Below are 22,814 nucleotides of genomic sequence, written 5' to 3' on the forward strand. Positions count from 1 at the left end.
GTCTTCCCTCCTACTCTTCCAATGATTTTTTTGTGACTTTGTTGATTAAAAGCACCATGAACGGTAAAAAAAGAACAGAGGTCGCAATCGCCTTGGACAGATTATTGTTCCGGAATGCCATGATATAACTGTAAACCGCTACAACATTCGTGGCATTTGAGGGTCCGCCCTTGGTCAGAAGCCAGATGACTTCAAAATTATTCAATGTCCATATGGTCGTCATCAATGCCGCCAGGAAAATCACATCCCTCAAAAGGGGAAGGGTAATCCTTATAAACCGCTGGCAGATATTAGCGCCGTCTATGCTGGCCGCCTCATAATACTCCGGGGATATATTCTGCAGTCCGGCCAGTACTGAGATTGCTATAAACGGGGCCCCTTTCCACACATTTACCAGAATCACTGAAAACATGGCGGTTCCGGGCTGGGACAGCCACAGCACAGGCTTGGAAATACCTGCCATCTGCAATAGGGCATTGAGCACGCCTCCCACATCAGAAAACATCCATTGCCATATCAAAACCACCACCACCGTTGGAATGGTCCAGGGTAAAAGAAGGATGGAACGGAATACATTCCGGCATTTGATTTTCTCATTTAATACCACAGCCATGGCGATGCCCAGGATAAGTTTTGCGATTACAGAACCCCCGGTAAATACAAACGTATGCAGTATGCTTTTTTGAAAAACCGGATCCATCAAAAGTTCAATGTAATTTTTCAGACCCGAAAATTTTCCCTCTACACCAATCACCTTATCTGTAAAACTGATGTATAACGCCCAGCAGAAAGGAAATACCATGACACATACAATATAAATCACTACCGGAGCAACCAAAACATAGGGAAGGATATTCTTTAATATCCTGTCGGAAAATAGTACCTTTGTCCTATTCTCTTGCATAAAACAATTCCCCCTTTCATATTGCGAAGCTGGCACGGCATATGCCAGCCCCGCAACCCTCTGTTACTCCAACGCTTTAATCTGCTCCTGTATTTCGGCCGCGGCCTGGTCCACCGGAACCTTATCCACCAGGACTCTCTGAAACACATCCGTCAGCTTAAAGGCAGACCATGCCTTTGCGGCAATCCCTGTATATGGACCGGGGTATCCCTGCCACACAGAATTTTCATTTGAATCTATATACGGAAGAATATAAGGGTCGTTATACGTTATATCTGCAAACGCCGGCTGTACCCCATATTTCATCTCATCTACCCATCCGCTGTACCAGTCGTAATTCATATTATACTGAATTAACTCCTTCGCCAAATCCGGATTTTTTGCATTCTTAAATATGGAGAGATATTGAGGCCCGTTGCAGACCTTTGTTCCGTCTGCTCCGGACGGCATGTTTGCAACCCCAACATTGGCGGCAAATTCTGCATTATCCGGTTTCTGTAATTCCATTGTCAAGGACGCGGCGTTAAAAATCATAGCCACCTGGCCGCTCAGGAACGCTGTGTTATTTCCAGCATCGTCCCAGCTGACGGCAGTTGGGGGAACAGATTCGTCTACCAGATATAAATCGCATATCCATTGAAGGGCTTCCAATGTCTCCGGTGCGGACAAGGACAGATTTCCTTCCGTATCAAATATATGGCCTCCCAGGCTGAATAGGGCGCTTCTGCCATTGTTTTCTGTATCCGGGCATTTTCCATATGTAAATCCCAAGCCATATACACCTTCTACCTTTTCAGTTACATCTTTAGCACATTGACGAACCTCTTCCCATGTGACGGGAGGTTTATCCCATCCGGCTTGATTTAAGTAATCTTTGCGGTAAAACATGGCTGCACCGTTAAGGTAGTATGGCACCGCATACAGACCATCATCAAATGTAGCTGCACTTTTAGCTTTTTCAGATAATGCATGGCCGCTTCCCTCAATTCCATCCACTACGTCACTGATCTCCATCATCAGTCCATTGTCGTAATACTGTCTCAATAAATACAATGTCATGAACGCTACATCAGGAACCTCCCCGGATTCCACTGCTGCTGCGTATTTTTCACCAAAGTTGGCATTTGGTATAAACTCTACTTCTACTGTACATTTCCCGGTGGATGTCCCAAATTCCTTCAGACGTTCCGCCAATGCATTATCAGCAGTTTCACTAAAGGATTTTTTGATCCATACCCTGATGTTTGGTTTGTCTGTCTGGTCCTGCGCAAGTGTACTGTTGCTTTCTGTTTCACTGTTTTTACTATTGTCCGGTTTCGCAGTTTCTTTTGACGAACACCCCGTTAATGAACTTACGGTCAGTATAGCTACTGCCGTTAATAATGCCAGTTTATTCATTCTTCCTCCTCCTTCATGTTTTAATTATGGAATCACATTTGTGGAATATATGTGGAAGCGCTTCCACATATACTTTAAAAAAATAAGGTGACTTCACCCAATACCCAAACCCCTTAAATATTCACATCATTCTGGCCATATAACAACTAGTGTGATACATTTGTATATTATACTGATTTTCTCTTATATTCGTAATATGAAATATCTTCGTAATTATAAAGATATTATATATCGAATTATTATTGTTGTCTATTGACAATCTATTATATAGTTTATTGTTTTTTTTGTCACATTTGCACACATTGTATTTATAAATCAAGTTCTGTCTTACCCGTTATGCTATGAACTTTTTCCACTCTTATAAAAATTTCAATATCGATCCTGGTACATATAATTCCCGGATTTTCCCAGAATAATCCACAAACTTGCAATTCGGCTATCCATGCGTTAGAATGAAATTAAATTCCCATCATAAGGAGATCATATGGACACAAGACAGATTGAATATATATTGAAGATAGCGGAAGAAAATAACATTACCCACGCAGCAGCCAAGCTTTTTATCACCCAGTCCGCCTTAAACCAGCAGCTGATCAAGCTGGAGAATGAATTGGGAACCCCCCTCTTCCACCGTTCCCGTACCAACTGGCACCTGACAGAAGCCGGTGAGATCTATATCAGGAACGCCAAGGAGATCATGCGCCTGAAGCGGGAAACGTATCAGACCATCCACGATCTGTCAGACGGAAGATGCGGCCACCTGGCCGTGGGCTTTACCGCCGGAAGGGGGATCAATATGTTTACCCGGGTGTACGGAACCTTTCACCAGCTCTATCCCAATGTGATCATTGAACCGGTGGAGGGCATTGTCAAGCAGCTCCAGAAACTGATCTCCATGGGAGATCTGGATCTTGCGTTTCTCACATTAACGGACAAGGACAGGAGCGATGATCTGTATGAACCGATCTATGACGAGGAGCTGTTCCTGGTGATCCCGGCAGGACATCCCTTGGCCAGCACCCGGCCCGAAGAGGGGGAGGACTATGCCACTATGGATATCCGCAGACTTGAGTACGAACCCTTTGTGCTCATGGACCGCCGCTCTACCATGAGTACCATGCTCAACCGCATTTTCGCGGAAGCGGGCTTCAGCCCCCAGGTATTATTTGAGACAGGCAATAACCATACCATTATTTCCATGATACGGGCCAACATGTGCTGCGGCATCCTGCCCTACTACTATGTAAAGGACCTGGACCAGGATTTCTGCTGTTTCCACCTGCCCTCCCGCCCAACCTGGCAGTTTACGGCCAGTTACAAAAAGGGCCGCTACCTCAGCCGCCCGGCCCGCAGCTTCATCGATCTGATGAAGGAGCAGTGGGGAGACAAGATAACGGCCACACAGTGAACCTTGCCGACTATAATGTAAAGCGGGCATTGCAAAGCCCTTGTGAAGCAGCCTTTAGATCAGGCCGGCAGCTTTCATTTCAGCCTTGATCCTGTCTAATACAGGACCTTCCGGTGTTGCCAGATTGGGCTTATAGGGAAGACCGATGTCCCTTCCCCTCAGATTGGCCATATCCTTTGCCGCCACGGGGAAGCTGGCTCCGTCCATGGACAGTCTTACGGGATTCAGCTTAAACTGTGCTTCCAGGGAACCCTGAAGGTCGCCGGCCACATACTTATTGTAAACATCCACGATCAGCTCAGGCATGAAGTTGGCCGCCGTGCACACGCCGCCCACTGCGCCATGACACATGGATGCGTATAACAGGGTGTCCTTTCCGCCAAACACCTTAAAGCCCACATCCCTTGTCCGCCTGATGAACTCAGAGGTCTGGGTGATGTCGCCGCTGGTATCCTTCATTCCCACAATATTGGGAACTTCATGGGCAAGGCGCTCCACCAGCTTGCCGGACATGGTATAGTTTACCCGGCCCGGATTGTTGTACAGCAGTACGGGTGTCTCAGGCACTGTTTCGGCAATGGTCTTAAAATGCAGATACAGCTCATCCTCAGTTGGCTTTAAGAACATGGGCTGCAGCACGGAAATGCCTGCCGCACCGCACCGCACCGCCATCTGAGCAAGGCGGCAGCACTTTTTGGTGCTGATCGCACCGATTCCAAAATATACAGGTACACGGCCGGCCGCCTGGTCGATCATAATCTTTAATCCGCGCTCCATCTCATCTTCCTCAATGACATAGAACTCTCCGTTACTGCCAAATGCCAGGATACCCAGTACGCCTCCCTCGATCACATAGTTAACCTGATCTCTCAGCTTTGCCTCGTCAATAAACTCATTTTCATTGACAGGAGTGAGAATGGGGACAATGACACCCTTGATAAAATCTGTATTCATGACGCTTCTCCTTTAGGGGTGATTATGACTCAACTGTGGTATTGGCGATCTTCTCGTAGTACTTAACAATACTGGAGTGGTCTTCCTTCTCGTAGCCGTCAGCCTTTAAGCCCTGCATGATCTCCATCAGCTGTCCTGTTAAGGGAACCGGGGAACTGATGGCATGGGCTGCGTTCAGCGCGTTGTTCAGGTCCTTAATGTGCAGTTCAATGCGGAAGCCGGGTTTGAAGTTTCTGCTCAACATCATAGGTGCCTTTGCATCCATAACAGTGGAGCCTGCCAGTCCGCCTCTGATCGCCTGGTATACTAACTCAGGATCTGTTCCAGCCTTTTTTGCAAAGGTAAGGGCTTCAGATACGGCAGCAATATTGACGGCAACCACGATCTGGTTAGCCAGCTTGGCAACATTGCCTGAACCCAGCTCACCCACATATACAACAGAGCCGGCCATAACCATGAGCATGTCGTAATACTTGTCAAAGAGTTCCTTTTTGCCGCCCACCATAACGGACAGGGTACCGTCAATGGCCTTTGGCTCTCCGCCGGAAACAGGTGCATCCAGCATATCGATCCCCAGCTTGGCCAGCTCAGCGCCGATGGCCTTGCTCTCAGTTGGGTCAATGGAGCTCATGTCAATTACAACTGTTCCTGGCTTTGCGCCTTCTGCAACACCGTTTTCACCCAGTACGGCAGCACGTACATGAGGGGAGTTGGGAACCATGGTGATCACTACCTCACACTGTTCGGTAACCTCCTTGCCGTTGGCGGCAGCTACAGCGCCGCAGCCTACCACCTCGTTCACTGCGTCCTTGTTAAAATCAAAAATAACCAGCTCATAACCAGCTTTTAATAAATTCTTGCTCATTGGCTTTCCCATAATGCCTAATCCGATAAAACCTACTTTCATTTCATTACCTCACCTTTCATTCAATTTGGCCATTCATACCCTTGGCGGACAAGAAGGCGTGTGTGCCCTTGCTGCTGAGGATATCCCTGACCTATGACCACATTATATCTGACCGTTTCTTTTTCTACAATTGACATTGTAAATAAAAAAGACGGCTTTTTATATACAAGCCGTCCAGTCTTTCAAAAAATGATTCAATTATGAAATAGTAATTTCAAATATATTTTAATTTTATTTCATTTCAGTCCCATATCATACTTACTCGATATTATACTTCTTCATCTTCCTCCAAAGAGTGGCCTTGCTGATTTTCAGGCTTTTTGCAGTGCGTTCCCTGTTTCCGCTGCATTTTGCCAATGCGGTCCGGATCTGTCTCTCCTCCTCGCTCTGCACAGGTTTTACAAGACCTGCCGGCCGATCTTCCTTTTCATACTCACCGGGAGGGGAGATTTCTTTCGGGGGATACAACTCTTCCAACATGGCACGCACCAGGATCTCGTCAATGCTTCTTTTTCCAGCGGTGAGCACCAGACGGTTCATGTAGGAATCCAGCTGGATCCTGTTGCCGGGCCAGCCATATTCCTTCAGGCACTGGCGTGCTCCCTTTGTCAGCACGTGATATCTGGAATATTGGTCGCAGGACTCTTTTAAAAGGTCTTCGATCAGCTGTTCCAGATCCTCGGGGCGCTCCCTGAGAGGGGGCACCTGAAGTTTAAGTCCAGACAGCAGATAGAACAGGTCCCTTCTGAACCTGCCTTCCTCCACCATCTCCCAAAGCCTGGTGTAAGGCAGGGTGCTGGATGCCATGATGCGGATGTGAAAATGCACCGTTCCCGCAACGTCCCTGCTGCTCCCTGTTTTGTAGCGGATCAGCTGGTACAGACCATACTGGCTGGACAGGGAGAGATGTTCCACATCTTCCATGTAAATGGTTCCCTCATTGGCCAGAAACACCGCTCCCTTATCGCCAAAGATCATATCATGCTGCTCTTCCCCGGAAAGGCCGTTGCAGGTGAGGGAAAAAAACGCCCCGTCATTATACAGGCCGGCATTGTGCATACTCTCTGCCATGAGGCGCAGTTCGCTTCCGGTCTCCCCCAGGATCAGCACCGGCTGCTGGGATTGGGAGTAAAGCCTTGCCAGATGGATACAGTCCTGCATGGGCCTGGAGTTCTGGACCAGGGATGAAAAGCTGCCCCTGGCGATCAGGCCGTGATGCTTCAAATGGTTTCCGTCCGCGTGATCCCGCTCTTTTACCGGTCTCTGGCGCTTTACCTTGTGACAGGTAAGGATGGCGCCTTCCACCTCATCCCCCACCCTGACAGGTGCAAGGATGGCAAACACAGGGGTGCCGTTAGCCTGCATAAAGGAGGAATAGCTTTCATCCCGCCCTTCCAGCACCCGGACCAGTTTTCCCTGGTCGATATCCTGGAATACCTGCTCCATCCTCCGGCCTATGATCTGCTCGCCCTCGGGTCCCAGGATATCCCTCATCACAGGATTGACCGTGGTAATGACACCATTCCTGTCCATGTTTACCACACCGTTAAAGGAATAATCCAAAAGCGCTTCGATCTGGGCATTGCTCCTCTTTTCAGCGCCCATGGCAAAGTCCATGCTTTCCGCCATGGCAAATGCCATGCGCAGGGAATCCTCGGTCATGGAAAGAAACAGGGAGGGAAAACCGGCTTCCTTTGCCGTGGCCACAGCCACATCCCCGCCGATCATCAGGTCGGCGCCTTCCTCCATGGCCAGCTTGGCCTGTTCTTCCAGTCCAGCCCCGTTGGATGCAAAGTAAGTGCGCAGCTTGATGTCATAGATGGTCTCAAAATACGTCATATCACAGAACATATTCTTCACACCTACCACGGCAATGATCGGTTTTGTCTTACCCACGATCTGCTTTGCCTTGACCACCAAAAGGGCCATCTCCTGGGCGGTTGCCACGATCTCCACCACAGGGATATCCGTGTACTGCTTGATAATGGAAGCCTGGAGTCCCCTGGCAATGATGATGGTAGCCCCGGCAGCAATGGCGCTTCTGGCCTCCACCACTGCGTTCTCTGTCTGGATCATCCGCATGTCACTGATGGCGTATTTCTTTTCCTGCAGGATATTGTGGGCCTGGTAAAGCATTTCCTCCCTGGGCACCAGAAGAACGATTTTCCCCATAAGTCCTCCTCTACTGCTTCTCCAGTCTTGTCTTCATAAACTCCAGTCCGGCCAGGATCAGGCCGCCCAGAAGGAAGAACAGGATCCTGAACGTGTCAAGACCCATGGGATCCCTGGGCACGTCCAAGGTTGTGGGTCCCATGGTAATGGCATAAAGTGAGCCTATCATCAGGCCTATGATGGTATAGATGGCCTGGGAGCGGTAGCGCTCAAGGCACAGCTTGATCAGTTTAATGATCCCCACAATGCCTGTGATGACACCCAGACCAAACACCGCCAGAATGGGCACGTAATTCAGGTTCATATGAAGAAATTCTTTTACAGCCCCTATGATGGGTACATAGATACCAAAAATCAGAAGCAGTGTGGAACCGGAAATTCCCGGAAGCACCATGGCGGTGATGGCCACCATGGCGGTGATGAACACATAGACGACCAGTCCCAGGGACAGATGTTCCACTGAAACATTGATCCCCTGACCGCCGGCGGGGTTAAAATACGAAATGCAGAATACCAAAGCCATCCCTGCAAAGGTAAAGATCAGATTGCCGTATCTTCCCTTCATGGAATGCCTTTCCTCCCTGATGACCATGGGGATCGCAAACAGGGTCAGTCCCATAAAGACGGAACTGATTTCATAAATATAATCCTGAAACAGGCCTGAAAGTACCAGGACGGACAGGCAAAAACCCAGAATCCACCCGATCCCCAACTTAAAAAGGAAGATAAATGCCTGTTTTCGCCTGGCATTATCCTTTCCCATCAGATCATTAAGCGAATTGATAAACTCATCATAAAACCCAAGCAAAAAGGCAATGGTTCCCCCAGATACCCCCGGAACGCTGTCCGCCATGGCCATGCAGAACCCTCTGATACCGTTTAAAAGCACATGTATTTCCTCCTGTCGATTTCTTTCAACAATTATACATGAATTATGGGGAAATTCAAGTAAAATATAAAGTCATCTTATTTCTTTTTCAGCTTTTATGTGGTATCATAGTGCTAATTTATGCTGGAAACCAACACTAAAAATGTAACCCTGATTATGTAATGCAAAGAATGTAATGCAAAGAATGTAATGCTGAGAATGCAAGGAGGTAACATCATGTATGAGCTGATCCAGGCGGGACCCAGAAGCTTCTATATTAATTGTCCTGCTAAAATAGGTGTTTTTAAAATAGACGATACCCAGGTCTGTCTCATTGACAGCGGAAATGACAAGGATGCCGGCCGAAAGGTCCGCCAGATTCTGGAACGGGAGGGCTGGCAGCTTCACGCCATCATCAACACCCATTCCAATGCAGACCACATTGGAGGCAACCGGTATCTCCAGCAGCAGACAGGCTGCAAGGTGTATGCAAAAGGTGTGGAGGCTGCCTTTACCGCTTACCCGGAACTGGAACCAGCATTTCTTTACGGAGGTTATCCCTTTGCGGATCTGCGCCACAAATTTCTTATGGCCCCAAGCAGCCAGGTGAGCGACATGGATTCCCTGTATGAAGACGAGGCCCTGAGAGAACTGGAGATCATTCCTCTTCCGGGCCATTTTTTCCAGATGGTGGGGGTGCGCATCCCTGATGGCACCCTATTCCTGGCTGACTGCCTGAGCAGCCGCGCCACCCTGGACAAATACAAGGTATCGTTTATATATGATGTGGCTTCCTATCTGGAGACCCTTGACAAAGTCATGACCATGGAGGCCGCCCTTTTTGTTCCCGCCCATGCGGAGGCGACCGACAGCATCCGCAGTCTGGCCGAGTACAATAAACAGTGCGTCCATGAGATCGCGGCCAAATTGCTGGAGCTGTGCGCTGCCCCGCAGACCTTTGAGTCGGTTTTAAAAGCTGTTTTTGATTACTACGGCCTGACCATGAACTTCCAGCAGCATGTGCTGGTAGGCTCCACCATACGCTCCTACCTGGCCTGGCTGAAGGATACGGGGCTCCTGCAGGCATACGTACAGGACAACAGGATCATCTGGTCCGTGTGATCTGAGCGGTCTAATCTGAACGGTCTAATCTAAGCGGTCTGGATGTGTGATCACCGGACCTCTTATTCACCCTGCAGTGCGTCAAATCCCTGCTCGCCGGTACGCACCTTGATCACATTTTCCACATCATATACAAACAGTTTTCCATCTCCGATATTTCCTGTGTACAGGACTTTTTTTGCCGTGGCGATCACGTCCTCCACCGGAACCCTGCTCACCACTACTTCCAGTTTGATCTTGGGAAGAAGGGCCACTTCCTCTATCTTTATGCCTCTGTAGTAATTGGCATGGCCCTTCTGGGTGCCGCAGCCCATGACCTGGGTAATGGTCATGCCGGTCACTCCCAGCTGGGAAAGGGCATCCTTGAGGGCCACAAATCTGGCCTGGTTAAATACCATGACTATTTTTGTCAGCTTGGCTGTTGTGGAAGCCGGTTTGGATTCGGGGAAATGTTCCACGGTAACGGATTTTTCCATGGAGATCCCTTGGGAAGGCTCTGATTCCTGTGATTTGCCCATGAATACCATGGGCATAAAATCCGCATAGGAACTGGTCAGGTTGTGTTCGGTAGCATCCAGCCCCTTAGTCTCCTCTTCCCAGCCGGCCCGAAGACCGATGGTGTGCTTTAAGACATTAAAGGTGACGAACATGGTTACGGTAACCCATGCAATGACAGCGATCACGCCGATGAACTGGATCATCAGAAATCCTGCGCCGCCACCATATACCAGGCCGCCCTCGGCAGCAAATACCCCGGTAAGCAGAGTTCCCGCAGCACCACACATTCCATGGACCCCAATGGCCCCCACAGGATCATCGATCTTACACACCTTGTCAATGAACTCAATGCCGAATACCACAACAAAAGCGGCGATCAGGCCAATGAAAAAGGCTCCCACAGGGGTTACAAGGTCACATCCGGCCGTAATGGCAACCAGGCCTGCCAGGGAACCGTTCAATGTCATGGAAATATCCGGTTTTTTGTAGCGGATCCAGGTAATGACCATGGTGGCTACCGTGGCCGTGGCCGCTGCCAGGTTGGTGGTTACAAAGATATTGCCCGCTGAATACACGGCAGCATCGCTGTCCATGGCAACCGTGGAACAGCCGTTAAAGCCAAACCAGCAGAACCAGAGAATGAACACTCCCAGGGCTCCAAGTGTAAGGCTGTGGCCCAGGATCGCCTTTGGATTCCCCTCCTTGTCATATTTCCCGATACGGGGCCCCAGGATCTTTGCCCCTATGAGGGCAGCCACTCCGCCGCACATGTGGACCGCAGTGGAACCTGCAAAATCGTGGAATCCCATCTGGGCCAGCCAGCCGCCGCCCCAGATCCAATGGCCGGATACAGGATATACCACTGCGCTGATCACTGCGCTGTAGATACAGTAGGAAATAAATTTTGTCCTCTCTGCCATGGCTCCCGACACAATGGTTGCAGCCGTTGCGCAGAAAACAGTCTGGAAGATCAGAAAGGCGGGAAGGGGTACCCCTGAGGGAAGGACCGCGCTGTAGTCGCCTCTTACCAGCGGATCCAATCCTCCCACCAGTGCGCCTGTGCCCCCAAACATGATGCCAAAGCCTGTAAGCCAGAACAGCGGGGTACCGATGGCAAAGTCCATCAGGTTTTTCATGATGATGTTTCCTGCATTTTTAGCCCTTGTGAACCCGGTCTCTACCATTGCAAAACCTGCCTGCATAAAAAACACCAGAGCTGCGCCTAGCAGGACCCAGATAGTATTAACTGCTGAATAATCCATAATACGTTCCTCCTTGAGGTTTGTTTTTGATGGGGATGACGGTGCCGGATGGCACTGGAACAACAAAAGGGTGTATTGCCGCCGGTACCTGGCGATCGCAATACACCCCATTGTGCACACTGTTGCTTACGTAAGAACAGAAAAAGCGCCGGTTATAAGCACCAGCGCTTTTCTTTATGTGCCTTATTATAATGTGCTGACTTTTAAAAGTCAACCACTAATTAAGTTTTCGTTAATAAATTATAAAAAAAGAATAAAATACCAATTATTTTCAGCAAAATGTTAAAGGTCAGACCTTTATCGCAGACTGGCGGCCTTCCAGCGCCCGGCCTGGGCCTCAAACTGTTGGTTTACCCAGTCCACTCCTTGGGCCAGACCGTCCGCATTAAAGTCAAACAGGACCTTCTCCTTTTCACTGTCCGGGGTAGCGTCATATCCATATGGCTCCGGCCATACGGTAACACCCAGTTTAGGCTTTTCTTCCCCTTCCGCCTCCACCTTTTCCATTTGGAAACGCATTCCCTTGTGGCTTCCAGTGAATTTTTCCTTTTTCAGGAAATTAATAGGCATGAAATCTTTTAATTCCAACATGACGGCACCTGCTTATTTTTCGTTTTCACTTAACTCGGCCAGTGTTACGGCCAGACCTGCGATGGCGGTATCCTCCACCTCGCCGGATGTATAAAGGGTATATTTGGTACTGCCCCATTCCCAGGAAGCCAGGCGGCCGCCGCTTTCCGTGGTCTTGACCTGAACCTCGGTCTCCTGTCCGTTGCTTCCTGCTGTCTCTGTGAGCACACCCTCTTTAAAACGTTCAAAAATGCCTGCGAAATCCTGGGCTGTGTCGGAGGCCCGGTAGGTGTACTCAGTGCCGTCAAAGGTGAACTGCACATCCGCCACTTCTCCATTGATGATATAATAGGAAGGGGACTCTGCTTCCTTTGGCAGCACCATGTGAACGCCTATGGCCTCAAAGTCCAGGACACTGTCCGCCTCCTTCATGGGGTTAGGCATGCCCTGGGATTCCGTCTGTGTGGCCGCGGTGGTCTGGGCAGGCGGAGCGGGTTCCTTGGCACATCCGCCCAGCACAGAGGCGGCTGTTACAGCAAAAACCAGCAATGAGTTCCTTAAGATTTTTCCATAATGATCCATATATATTCTCCCTTTTCCAATCTGCCATACGTTATTCCATCACTCCTCAGGCCTGAGGCCAACGGTCTGGCAATATTCCTGCAGGGTCCTGTGGAGCTGTCCCTCGGACGTCTCATCACACAGCACCACGATCTTATCTCCCGCCAAAAGCATGGTATCCCCCCTTGGCACAAACTCGGCATCCCCCCGCATCAGGGACACCACCAGACAGGTCCTTGGCCAGGCAATGGCGGATACCTTTTTGCCTTCGGCAGCGCTTCCATGGAAGATCATCCCCTCCACCAGGACCTTTTCACCGGTCAGAGTGGCTTGTTTGTCCGGATTCTGCTTTCGCAGCAGTCTGTGGAGCAGCTGGTCATAAACAGGTGCGCAGTGGAGCATATCGGGCACCAGATAAGCGGCCAGGGATACCATGGACAGTGTGAGCAGGTGAGAAAAAGAGCCTGCCATCTCGCTGATCAGGATAATTCCTGTTATGGGCGCCCTGACAATGGCTGAAAAGTATCCCGCCATGCCAAGAATGATAAAATTCACCAGAAGTCCTGACAGAGAAGGGCTCATATGCTCCGCCACACGGTAATAAATACTTCCGATAATAGCCCCCAGCACAAGCAGGGGAAGAAAAATGCCGCCCGGAGCGCCTGAGCCAAAGCTGACCATGGAAAAGCAGAACTTGACCACCAAAAGCAGGCACAGGGATCCCAACACCATATCCCCGGCAGACAACTCCTCCACCAGGGCGTGGCCTCCGCCCAGGACTCCCCTGTATAAAAAGCCGAACACTCCGGCCAGCATAAAGGGGATCAGGATCTTTACAAGGCGCCAGGGGATCCTCTCATACAGGTCCTGGGTCTTGGAAAGTGTGGTGTTGTAGACAACCCCCATTGCTCCGATTATAACTCCCAAAAACAGCACATGCCCGTAAGTGGATAAGGGCATCATGTGAGTAATGGTAAATGTAAAAACAGGTTTCAGTCCAAACACATTTCTGGAAACAAAGTCCGATGTGATGGAGGCCGCCATGGAGGATAGGAGAAGCTCCGGTGAAAAATGCTTATGTACCTCCTCCAGGGAAAACAGGATACCCGCGATGGGAGCGTTAAAGGCAGCCGACAATCCGGCGCTGGCACCGCATGTGATCAGCAGCTTTTCCTCAGTCTTAACACGCTTAGTGACCCTTGAAAAACCTTTGGCCGCCATGGCGCCCAACTGGATGCTGGGACCTTCACGGCCCAGGGAAAGGCCGCATCCCAGTGACAGGATGCCGCCCCCCAGCTTGGCTAACAGCACCCGCCACCAGCATTCATCGATCTCACCCATGATCTCGCCCTCGATCTGCGGGATGCCGCTTCCGGAGATCAGGGATTCCCATTTGAGAAGCCATGCCACAATAAAGGCCGCTGCTGCCAGGATCAGGAACCACACAGGTATGAACCATGGATGGCTCTGACCAAAATCCAAAATGGAATGCAGCAATGTGTCCGCGTATCCGATCAAATACCGGAACGCCACCACCACGGCGCCTGCAATGGCCCCCACTATCACTCCTTCTAATATTAACTCATAGCGAAAACTCCGGTAACGGTTAATCGTATGAGTAACCGTATGTTCTTCCGGCCGCATCATATATACCCCCCTGTTTCAAATCACTTTGAAAGCCCTTTCTTACACTTTCCATTACATCTCGCTGTAGGTTCCCTTGAATTTAACAAGCTTCGGACGGTAGCCCGCACCTGTGAGCGCCGCCACGATCTGATTCTTGTGGTCTGTTCCAAATGCCTCCATGGTGATGCGGAGCTCCACGGCAGCGTTGCGGTTGATGCTGATAAACTGGTTGTGCTCCAGCTTGATGATGTTGCCCTGTTCCTTTGCCAAAAGGGATGATACCCTGGCAAGTTCACCCGGCTTATCAGGAAGAAGTACGGAAACCGTGAACACGCGGTCCCTCTGGATCAGTCCGTGCTGCACAATAGAGGACATGGTGATCACGTCCATATTGCCGCCGCTTAAGATGGAAACGATCTTCTTTTTCTGTACATTCAGATGCTTTAATGCGGCAACGGTGAGAAGACCGGAGTTCTCCACGATCATTTTGTGGTTCTCCACCATGTCCAGAAATGAAACGATCAGCTCGCTGTCCTCAATGGTGATGATATCATCCACATTCTGCTGGATATAGGGGAAAAGCTTTTCTCCCGGTCTCTTGACCGCGGTGCCGTCCGCAATGGTGTTCACTTCGGGAAGGGTGGTCACCTGTCCCTGGCGCAGGGATTCCTGCATACAGTTGGCGCCCGCCGGCTCCACGCCGATCACCTTGATCTTGGGATTAAGAAGCTTTGCCAGGGTGGAAACACCTGTACACAGTCCGCCTCCGCCAACGGGAACCAGTATGTAATCCACGGTGGGCAGTTCCTTTATGATCTCCATGGCAATGGTGCCCTGTCCTGTTGCCACGGCCAGATCGTCAAATGGATGTACAAAGGTATATCCGTGTTCCTCCGCCAGTTTATAGGCATAATCACATGCTTCATCGAACACATCGCCCTCCAGCACCACCTCGGCGCCATATCCCTTGGTGCGGTTTACCTTCATCAGGGGCGTGGTGGTGGGCATAACAACGGTGGCCTTCACACCGGCCAGCTTGGCTGCATAGGCAACGCCCTGGGCATGGTTGCCCGCTGATGCGGTGATCAGGCCTTTGGATTTTTCCTCATCACTAAGGGTGCTGATCTTATAGTAAGCGCCTCTCACCTTGTAAGCGCCGGTATACTGCATGTTCTCCGGTTTAAAATACACCTTGTTGCCGGTCTGGGCAGAGAAATACTCGCTGTATACAAGCTTTGTCTCCGTGGTCACTTCTTTTACAAGATCAGAAGCTTCTTCAAAACACTCTAATGTCAATTCTTCCATAATTGGGTCCTTCTTTCCATCGTTTGTCTTCTACTATATCACGTTACAGTGCTGAATTCAAGAATTCCTTTGTACATTGAAAAGTGCATTGACAAAATCATCCGCATTAAATTTCTGCAGATCATCAATCTGCTCACCAATGCCAATATATTTGACGGGAAGCCCTAATTCAGACTGGATGGCCACCGCGATACCGCCCTTGGCCGTGCCGTCCAGCTTGGTGAGGATGATCCCCGTAATATCGGCAACCTCCATAAACTGGCGCGCCTGGGCCAGTGCATTCTGGCCCGTGGTGCCGTCCAGCACCACCAGGGTCTCCCTGTAGGCATCGGCGTATTCTTTGTCAATAATACGGTTGATCTTTTTAAGCTCCTCCATCAGGTTCTTCTTATTATGGAGCCGGCCGGCCGTGTCACAGATCAGCACATCCGCCTTCCTGGACTTGGCGGCAGCCACGGCGTCATAGATCACAGCCGCCGGGTCGGAGCCTTCCTGCTGTGCGATAATATCCACTCCCGCCCTGCCGGCCCATTCCGTCAGCTGTTCAATGGCAGCGGCGCGGAATGTATCCGCCGCTGCCAGTATCACCTTGTGGCCGGAATCCTTAAGCTGTCCCGCCAGCTTGCCCACGGACGTGGTCTTGCCCACGCCGTTGACCCCGATGACAAGGACCACGGACTTTTTGTGTTCAAACTCATAGGCATTCTCACCCAGGTCCATCTGTGCCTTGATGCTGCTCACCAGCAGTTCCTTGCACTCCTCCGGCTCCTTGATGTGCTGCTCCTTGACCTTGGCCCTCAGATCCTCCACAATGGACATGGTGGTCTGGATCCCCAGATCGCCCATGATCAGTGTCTCCTCTATCTCCTCGTAGAAATCATCATCAATGGCGGAAAACCCACTGAAGATGGAATCAATGCCGGATACGATGTTGTTGCGGGTCTTGGCAAGCCCTTCTACCAGACGACCGAAAAATCCCTTCTTTCCCTCAGACATAAACCTTCACTCCTTAATTGTCATTTACATTTATCAATAATCATATCACAGTTCCTGTTATTTATCCAGGTCATCCTCTATCAGGTTAACGGAAACCAGGGTGGATACGCCCTTTTCCTGCATGGTGATACCGTACAGGCGGTCCGCCGCCACCATGGTTCCCCTTCTGTGGGTAATGACGATAAACTGGGTGTTCTTGATCAGCTTGTGTAGGTATCCCGCAAAACGGTCCACGTTGGAATCGTCCAGGGCTGCCTCGATCTCATCCAGCAGGCAGAAGGGGGAGGGCTTCAGGTTCTGGATGGCAAAGAGCAGGGAAATGGCTGTCAGCGCCTTCTCGCCGCCGGACAGCTGCATCATATTCTGAAGCTTCTTGCCCGGAGGCTGGGCGATGATCTGGATTCCCGCTTCCAGGATATCTTCATCCTCCATCAGTTCCAGTGTACCCCGGCCGCCTCCGAACAATTCCTTGAACACCTTGTCGAATTCCGCGCGGATCTGGGAAAACTTTTCTTCAAACTGGCGTCTCATACCAGTGTCCAGTTCCTCGATGATCTTTTCCAGCTCCGCCTGGGCCTGGGTCAGGTCATCATACTGGGTTTTCAGGAATTCATACCGCTCAGATACTTCCTTATAGTCCTCAATGGCGTTCACATTGATGTTGCCCAGTCCCCTGATCCTGGATTTCAGCTCATCGATCCGCTTTTTCACCTCTGAGGAGGATTGGTATTCCTCCTTTTTTAACTCCAGGGCTGTGGAATAGGTCATCTCATATTCGGTCCACATATAGGATGTGGAATGCTCCAGCTTTTCTTCCAGCTTTTCCTGCTGTGCCTGGATACGGAACATGTCCTTGTCCAGGTCGGCCAGACGGCCGGTCAGTTCCTCCCGCCTGGCAAAAAAAGCTTTCTGCCCTTTGGTCATTGTCTCCCTGCGGGCAGCCCGCTCCGCGATGATTGCTTCCAGCTCCCTCATCCGCGTATCGCCGTCCGCGATCAGCGCCTTCAGGCGTTCAATTTCCTGCTGCTTGCCCAGGATGACCTGCTGTGCGTTACCGGTGCCGGCTTCCAGGGACTTAAATTCTTCCTCCAGTTTCCGGATCTCACCGGCCACACGGTTTGTATTTTCTTTTATAAAGTCCTGCTTCTGGACCAGGTTGGCAGTTTCCATCTGGACAGCGGACAGGGCCGCGGCAGCCACCTCCCGCTCTTTGCGGGCATTTTCCAGGAGCGTGGTCTTTTCCTCGATCTCCTGGTTAGCCTGGGTGTTCTTGGACTCCAGTCCTTTGGTGTCCTCCTCCAGGGCCGTCCGGCTCTGGTTGATCTCCTTTACCTGTTCCTCAAGCTGTCCGTGTTCCCTTACAAGGTCGCTGGAGGAATCCGCGATCTCAGCCTTCTTGTCCTCCAGCTGGGAAATATTCATGCGGATGGTATTCTCTTTAATGGCAAGGGACTGGATCTCTGCTTTTAACTGCTCCAGCTCCGCCTTTTTCTCCTGGGCCAGGCTCTCCTTCAGAGCCAGTTCATTCTGTATCTTCTCAATCTGGACCAGCGCCTTGCCGCAGGCCTCCTCCAGTTCTTCGATCTCCCTGCGCCGTCCCAGCAGATTGCTGCTGTTTTTAAAGGCACCGCCTGTCATGGAACCGCCGGCGCTGAGAAGTTCGCCCTCCAGGGTCACAATGCGCAGGCTGTATCTGTATTTCCTTGCCAGGGCAATGGCGTTGTCAATGGTATCCACCACCACCACCCGCCCCAAAAGATATCCGGCCAGGCCTTCGTACTGTTTGGCCGCCTGCACCAGGGTGTTTGCCAGACCCAGCACGCCTTTTTCCTTTAGGGCCGCCGGCTGTGGGAAATGCTGGTTTCCATTAATGCTGGTGAGAGGCAGGAATGTGGCCCTGCCGTACTTATTCTTTTTCAGATATTCGATCAGCTGTTTGGCAGTTGCCTCGGAGTCTGTTACAATGTTCTGTATGCTCCCTCCCAGGGCTGTCTCAATGGCTGTCTCATATTTTTGTTCCGTGGAAATAATATCCGCCACAACGCCGTGGATCCCATGGACCCGGTCCCTCACTTCCATGACACGGCGGATGCTGTTGCCGTATCCATCGTAGCGCTCAGCCAGGTTCTTCAGGGATTCCAGCTTGGTGTAAGCCATGTGGTATTCCTGCTGGGTATCGTTTTGGTTGCGTGTGAGACGCCTGACCTCTCCCTCGGCCTCTGTCATGGCATCTTCTGTTTCCTGGGCCAGGAACTGCTTGTTCTCCATCAGTTCCCGCACCTGGTCCAGGGCTGTCTGTTCCTTATGGATGAGTTCATCCTGAACAGACTCATCACTTTTATACTTAAGCAGTTTCTGCGTTACCTCGCTGCGCCGCAGATTTACCTGCTCCAGCATGGTCTCATAACGCTGCTGCCTGGCGGTAAGGGATGCCTTTTCATTGAGGGACTGGATCACCGCAGCCTTGGCTGCTTCTATGGAATCATCCAGTGTGCGGATCAGCTCGTCCTGGCGGTCCAGCTGCCCCTGGGCCATGTTCTGGCGCTCCCTGGCATCCGATACTTGTGCATCCATGAGGGAGTATTCTTCCTCATAGGAGGACAGCTGTCCTTTTTTAACTTCCAGTTCACCGGTGATGACAGTCCTCCGGCTGGAGAGATGTTCTTCGTTCATCTCCTCCGTATGTATCTGTTCGTTCAGGACATTGATCTGGCCTTCCAGGCTTCCCCGTGAAACCGTCTCACGGTTTAAGGTTTCCCTGTCCGCCGTGATCTGGGTCTCTAGGCCGGTCAGGTCCTGCTCCAGCTTTTCATACTCTGTTTTCAGGCGTTCTGATTCTTTTCTGGTATCATCCATGTCGCCGGATAACAGGCTGCAGTTTTTTTCCACCTCCTGCAGCTGCCGGCCGATCGCCTCCGTGTCCATAAGGAACAGGTTGGCATCGCAGATCTTCAGTTCGTCCTTTAACTGCAGGTATTCCCTGGCAGCCCTGGACTGTCGTTCCAAAGGCCCCACCTGTTTTTCCAGTTCCGACAGGATATCGCTGACACGCACCAGATTTGCCTGTTCATCCTCCAGCTTTTTCTGGGCAATGGCTTTTCTCCGTTTGAATTTAACGATTCCGGCCGCCTCGTCAAATAGTTCGCGCCGTTCTTCCGGCTTTCCGCTTAATATCTTATCGATCTGACCCTGCCCGATAATGGAGTATCCCTCCTTACCGATACCGGTGTCGTAGAACAGTTCATTGATATCCTTCAGCCTGCAGGAGCTTCCGTTGATCATGTACTCGCTCTCGCCGGAGCGGTACAGACGGCGGGACACAGTGACCTCATCATAGTCAATGGTCAGCTGATGGTCGCTGTTGTCCAGTGTAATGGCAACATAGGCAAAGCCCTGGGGCTTTCTCATCTCGGTGCCGGCAAAGATCACATCCTGCATGCTGGCGCCTCTGAGCTGTTTGATTCTCTGCTCTCCCAGGACCCAGCGCACGGCATCGGCCACATTGCTTTTGCCGCTGCCGTTTGGTCCTACGATTCCGGTAATGCCGTTGTGGAATTCAAACAGTAATTTGTTGGCAAAGGATTTAAAACCCTGAATTTCAATACTCTTTAGATACATGCTTCACCTGCTTATTTTCTGTGTCGGCGGGTTTCAGGCATCCCCTTGTTATACGTCTTCCGCCTTCAGCTTCAGGATGCCGTTGTATGCTGCCACCTGTTCCGCGGCCTTTTTGGTGCGTCCCACGCCGCGCCCGATCTCCTCGCTTCCGATTTTGGCGCAGACTTCAAAGGACTTGTTGTGGTCCGGTCCATCTTCCCTGAGAATTTCGTAGGACAGGGCGGCCGCCTGGCGGCTCTGGACCATTTCCTGTAAGATAGTCTTGCTATCATAAAAGAGCTGCTTGTGTTCAATATCGTTGAGGATAAAACGATGTATGAACTCTTTTGCATTAGCAAAACCACCGTCCAGATAGATTGCGCCTATAAGTGCCTCCATGGCATCGCTTACCACGGAATTGCGGCAGCGTCCTCCGGTGGCGTCCTCCCCCTTGCCCAAGAGCAGGTAGTCCCCCAGACGGATATCCCCCGCACAGTAAGCCAGGGTTGGTTCGCAGACAATGCTGGCCCGTATTTTAGTCAGATCACCTTCCGGCAGTGATTCGTATTTGTGGTAAAGAAAATCACTGGTGACGATCTCCAGGACAGCGTCTCCCAGAAACTCCAGGCGTTCATTGCAGCGATTGTGGTCCAGGCGGTGCTCATTGGCATAAGAACTGTGTGTCAGGGCCTGGGAAAACAGGTTTGGATTTTTAAACTGGTAAGAAATCCTTTCTTCTAATTCTTTCAAATGGCCGTTCATATATATCCTTCTTTCTATTAGTGACCTGCCTAAAACGCACAAAAAGGGCTGTGCTCACAGCCCCTGTGCCATCATTAATTTAATGCGTTCTTAATCTGCTCTACTGCGTCTCCCACAGTCACAATCTGTTCTGCAGCTTCATTTGGAATCTCAATATCAAACTCCTCTTCAATTCCCATAATGATCTGGAAAATGTCCAGCGAGTCTGCACCCAGGTCATCTACGAACGTAGCTGCCATTGTCACTTCCTCCGGTTCAATGTTCAACACTTCTGCGATAATTCCCTGTAATTTCTCAAATTCCATCTCTTAGCTCCTCTTTCTTACAATCTTGTTTTTACGTTCGTCCTTCGGACTTATTCTGTGCCTTTTGCTCCTAAGGATTCCCGGATCTTTTCATTGATCTCCTGCTCCTTGAACGTGACACATTGAATAATGGAATTACGCACTTCCGTGCGCTTGGAGTTGCCATGGGTCTTAACCACCAGGCCATTCAGGCCAAGAAGCGGTGCCCCTCCGTATTGGCTGCCGTCAAAGGCCTTCAGTGTCTGCTTCAGCGCCGGTTTCACAAGTAGTGCTCCTATCTTGCTTCTTAAGGTGGACATCATCCCTCCCTTAACCATGCTGATCAGAGTGGCCCCGACACCCTCATAAAGCTTTAAAATGACATTGCCTACAAATGCTTCGCAGACAATGACATCCGCTGCGCCATGGGGAATTTCCCTGGCTTCAATGCTTCCGATGAAATTGATTCCCTCACATTCCTTTAACAATGGAAATGTTTCCTTCACCAGCGCATTGCCCTTTTCTTCCTCCGCACCGATATTGACGATTGCGACTCTTGGATTCCGGATCCCCATCACATGCTCCATATAGATGGAGCCCATCTGGGCAAACTGCACCAGATGAGATGCGCGGGCATCCACGTTAGCTCCGCAGTCGATCAAAAGTGATACGCCTTTTTCTGTTGGAATAAGCGGCGCTAAAGGCGGTCGTTCCACGCCCTTGATACGCCCCACGATTACCTGTCCACCCACCAGGATGGCCCCTGAACTTCCTGCAGAAACAAAGGCATCAGCCTCCCCCTTTTTCACAAGGTTCATACCTACCACTATAGAAGAGTCCTTCTTCTTTCTAATAGCGTTAACCGGCGGCTCCTCGGTCGCGATCACCTCTGTGGCGTTCACCACCTGGATCTGGTCCTTGTTGTAGGTGTATCTGCCTAATTCCGAAGCAACTGTCTGCTCCTGGCCAACAAGCAATACCCGGATCCCCGGCTTCGCATTCACAGCTTCCACTGCTCCTGCCACCATCTCGCCCGGCGCAAAGTCTCCGCCCATGGCATCTACCGCTACTTTAATCATACTGACTCTCCTTTCGGTCCTGCATACAACTTATAATATACTAGATATCATTCTATAAATCAATATGTTTTTTATCCTGTTTTTTGAAATGCGGGGGGAGTAAAAATATGGTTCCCCTCCCGTACCAAAACCATGCGGATCCGGCTCTTTCAGAAGGAGCCAAGACAGGGAACAGGCATCAGTTCCTCCATGTTGTCACCTCCTTAAGAGGTCTCCTGGGCCTGGGAGCCGGGGTCTCGTCCCCATACCCGATGGAAAGCGCGGCAGCCAGTTCCCCCTCTGCATTCATCCATTCCTTTAGTTCCCTGTACGCAAAAAAGATATCGCAGATCCACAGGCTTCCCAGGCCCAGTTTTGCTGCCTCCAGCGTCATGTTTTCAATGGCGGCTCCGATAGACTGGTAGTTGCAGATCTCATAGATCCGTTCCTCCGGGGTCAGTGGTGCGGACAGGCCAAGTCCCAGGGTGTTGACAATCAGTATGGTGGCAGGCGCCTGTTCCATTATAAACCACCGTTACCTGTTCGGCAATCCAAAGGTTAT

The 22,814-nt window shown here is 50.6% G+C and carries 19 protein-coding genes; 2 read left to right on the forward strand and 17 right to left on the reverse strand.

From position 1 onward, the window contains the following. Window positions 1-10 precede the first annotated feature (10 nt). Together HMPREF9469_RS18570 and HMPREF9469_RS18575 are read right to left on the reverse strand one after the other, a co-directional pair. Window positions 11-904: a carbohydrate ABC transporter permease gene (locus HMPREF9469_RS18570; protein WP_007865013.1), complete on the reverse strand. Its 894-nt coding sequence runs from the start codon at window positions 902-904 to the stop codon at window positions 11-13. A gap of 63 nt (window positions 905-967) precedes the next feature. Beyond that, window positions 968-2,302, reverse strand: coding sequence for an ABC transporter substrate-binding protein (locus HMPREF9469_RS18575; protein WP_007865015.1), 1,335 nt, complete (start codon window positions 2,300-2,302; stop codon window positions 968-970). 484 nt (window positions 2,303-2,786) lie between these two features. Here HMPREF9469_RS18575 and HMPREF9469_RS18580 point away from each other — a divergent pair, with 484 nt between their 5' ends. Then, complete coding sequence (locus HMPREF9469_RS18580; protein WP_007865018.1) at window positions 2,787-3,710, forward strand: LysR family transcriptional regulator; 924 nt, start codon at window positions 2,787-2,789, stop codon at window positions 3,708-3,710. A 54-nt stretch (window positions 3,711-3,764) separates the two neighbouring features. Here the strand turns inward: HMPREF9469_RS18580 and HMPREF9469_RS18585 are convergent, their stop codons facing one another. The 4 genes from HMPREF9469_RS18585 to HMPREF9469_RS18600 form a co-directional block, all read right to left on the reverse strand. Then, complete coding sequence (locus HMPREF9469_RS18585; RefSeq protein WP_007865020.1) at window positions 3,765-4,664, reverse strand: dihydrodipicolinate synthase family protein; 900 nt, start codon at window positions 4,662-4,664, stop codon at window positions 3,765-3,767. 22 nt (window positions 4,665-4,686) lie between these two features. Beyond that, window positions 4,687-5,571 (reverse strand): 2-hydroxy-3-oxopropionate reductase, encoded by an 885-nt coding sequence (gene garR / locus HMPREF9469_RS18590; protein WP_007865023.1) that lies wholly within the window; start codon window positions 5,569-5,571, stop codon window positions 4,687-4,689. Between the two features lie 258 nt (window positions 5,572-5,829). After that, a complete protein-coding gene (locus HMPREF9469_RS18595) occupies window positions 5,830-7,743 on the reverse strand; it encodes a sigma-54-dependent Fis family transcriptional regulator (protein WP_007865027.1) in 1,914 nt (637 codons plus the stop codon). Window positions 7,744-7,753: 10 nt separating this feature from the next. Then, a complete protein-coding gene (locus tag HMPREF9469_RS18600; RefSeq protein WP_007865030.1) occupies window positions 7,754-8,632 on the reverse strand; it encodes a DUF368 domain-containing protein in 879 nt (292 codons plus the stop codon). A gap of 216 nt (window positions 8,633-8,848) precedes the next feature. Between HMPREF9469_RS18600 and HMPREF9469_RS18605 the strand changes: the two genes are divergently transcribed. Then, a complete protein-coding gene (locus HMPREF9469_RS18605; protein ID WP_007865033.1) occupies window positions 8,849-9,733 on the forward strand; it encodes an MBL fold metallo-hydrolase in 885 nt (294 codons plus the stop codon). Between the two features lie 62 nt (window positions 9,734-9,795). On the opposite strand, the gene HMPREF9469_RS18610 is transcribed toward HMPREF9469_RS18605, so the two are convergent. From HMPREF9469_RS18610 to HMPREF9469_RS18660, 11 genes are all read right to left on the reverse strand, one after another. Beyond that, window positions 9,796-11,493: an ammonium transporter gene (locus tag HMPREF9469_RS18610; protein ID WP_007865036.1), complete on the reverse strand. Its 1,698-nt coding sequence runs from the start codon at window positions 11,491-11,493 to the stop codon at window positions 9,796-9,798. Window positions 11,494-11,790: 297 nt separating this feature from the next. Continuing rightward, window positions 11,791-12,084 carry a hypothetical protein gene (locus HMPREF9469_RS18615; RefSeq protein WP_007865039.1) on the reverse strand — a complete coding sequence of 98 codons (294 nt, stop codon included), beginning with the start codon at window positions 12,082-12,084 and terminating at the stop codon, window positions 11,791-11,793. A 12-nt stretch (window positions 12,085-12,096) separates the two neighbouring features. Beyond that, complete coding sequence (locus tag HMPREF9469_RS18620) at window positions 12,097-12,645, reverse strand: hypothetical protein (RefSeq protein ID WP_007865042.1); 549 nt, start codon at window positions 12,643-12,645, stop codon at window positions 12,097-12,099. Window positions 12,646-12,684: 39 nt separating this feature from the next. Then, window positions 12,685-14,268 (reverse strand): ClC family H(+)/Cl(-) exchange transporter, encoded by a 1,584-nt coding sequence (locus tag HMPREF9469_RS18625; RefSeq protein ID WP_040416849.1) that lies wholly within the window; start codon window positions 14,266-14,268, stop codon window positions 12,685-12,687. Window positions 14,269-14,322: 54 nt separating this feature from the next. Continuing rightward, window positions 14,323-15,555, reverse strand: coding sequence for a threonine ammonia-lyase (gene ilvA, locus HMPREF9469_RS18630; RefSeq protein WP_007865049.1), 1,233 nt, complete (start codon window positions 15,553-15,555; stop codon window positions 14,323-14,325). A gap of 57 nt (window positions 15,556-15,612) precedes the next feature. Next, window positions 15,613-16,551, reverse strand: a complete 939-nt coding sequence (gene ftsY, locus HMPREF9469_RS18635) for a signal recognition particle-docking protein FtsY (protein WP_007865050.1) — start codon at window positions 16,549-16,551, stop codon at window positions 15,613-15,615. A gap of 57 nt (window positions 16,552-16,608) precedes the next feature. Further along, window positions 16,609-20,169, reverse strand: coding sequence for a chromosome segregation protein SMC (gene smc, locus HMPREF9469_RS18640; protein ID WP_007865051.1), 3,561 nt, complete (start codon window positions 20,167-20,169; stop codon window positions 16,609-16,611). A 48-nt stretch (window positions 20,170-20,217) separates the two neighbouring features. Further along, complete coding sequence (gene rnc, locus HMPREF9469_RS18645; protein ID WP_007865052.1) at window positions 20,218-20,910, reverse strand: ribonuclease III; 693 nt, start codon at window positions 20,908-20,910, stop codon at window positions 20,218-20,220. A 74-nt stretch (window positions 20,911-20,984) separates the two neighbouring features. Then, the gene (gene acpP / locus HMPREF9469_RS18650; protein ID WP_002564308.1) at window positions 20,985-21,215 is read right to left on the reverse strand and encodes an acyl carrier protein; all 231 of its coding nucleotides are present in this window, start codon (window positions 21,213-21,215) and stop codon (window positions 20,985-20,987) included. Window positions 21,216-21,265: 50 nt separating this feature from the next. Further along, window positions 21,266-22,273 (reverse strand): phosphate acyltransferase PlsX, encoded by a 1,008-nt coding sequence (gene plsX / locus HMPREF9469_RS18655; RefSeq protein WP_007865063.1) that lies wholly within the window; start codon window positions 22,271-22,273, stop codon window positions 21,266-21,268. 178 nt (window positions 22,274-22,451) lie between these two features. Then, the gene (locus HMPREF9469_RS18660; protein WP_007865065.1) at window positions 22,452-22,775 is read right to left on the reverse strand and encodes a nitroreductase family protein; all 324 of its coding nucleotides are present in this window, start codon (window positions 22,773-22,775) and stop codon (window positions 22,452-22,454) included. Window positions 22,776-22,814 lie beyond the last annotated feature (39 nt).

It is taken from the genome of [Clostridium] citroniae WAL-17108 (assembly GCF_000233455.1).
Classification (GTDB): domain Bacteria; phylum Bacillota; class Clostridia; order Lachnospirales; family Lachnospiraceae; genus Enterocloster; species Enterocloster citroniae.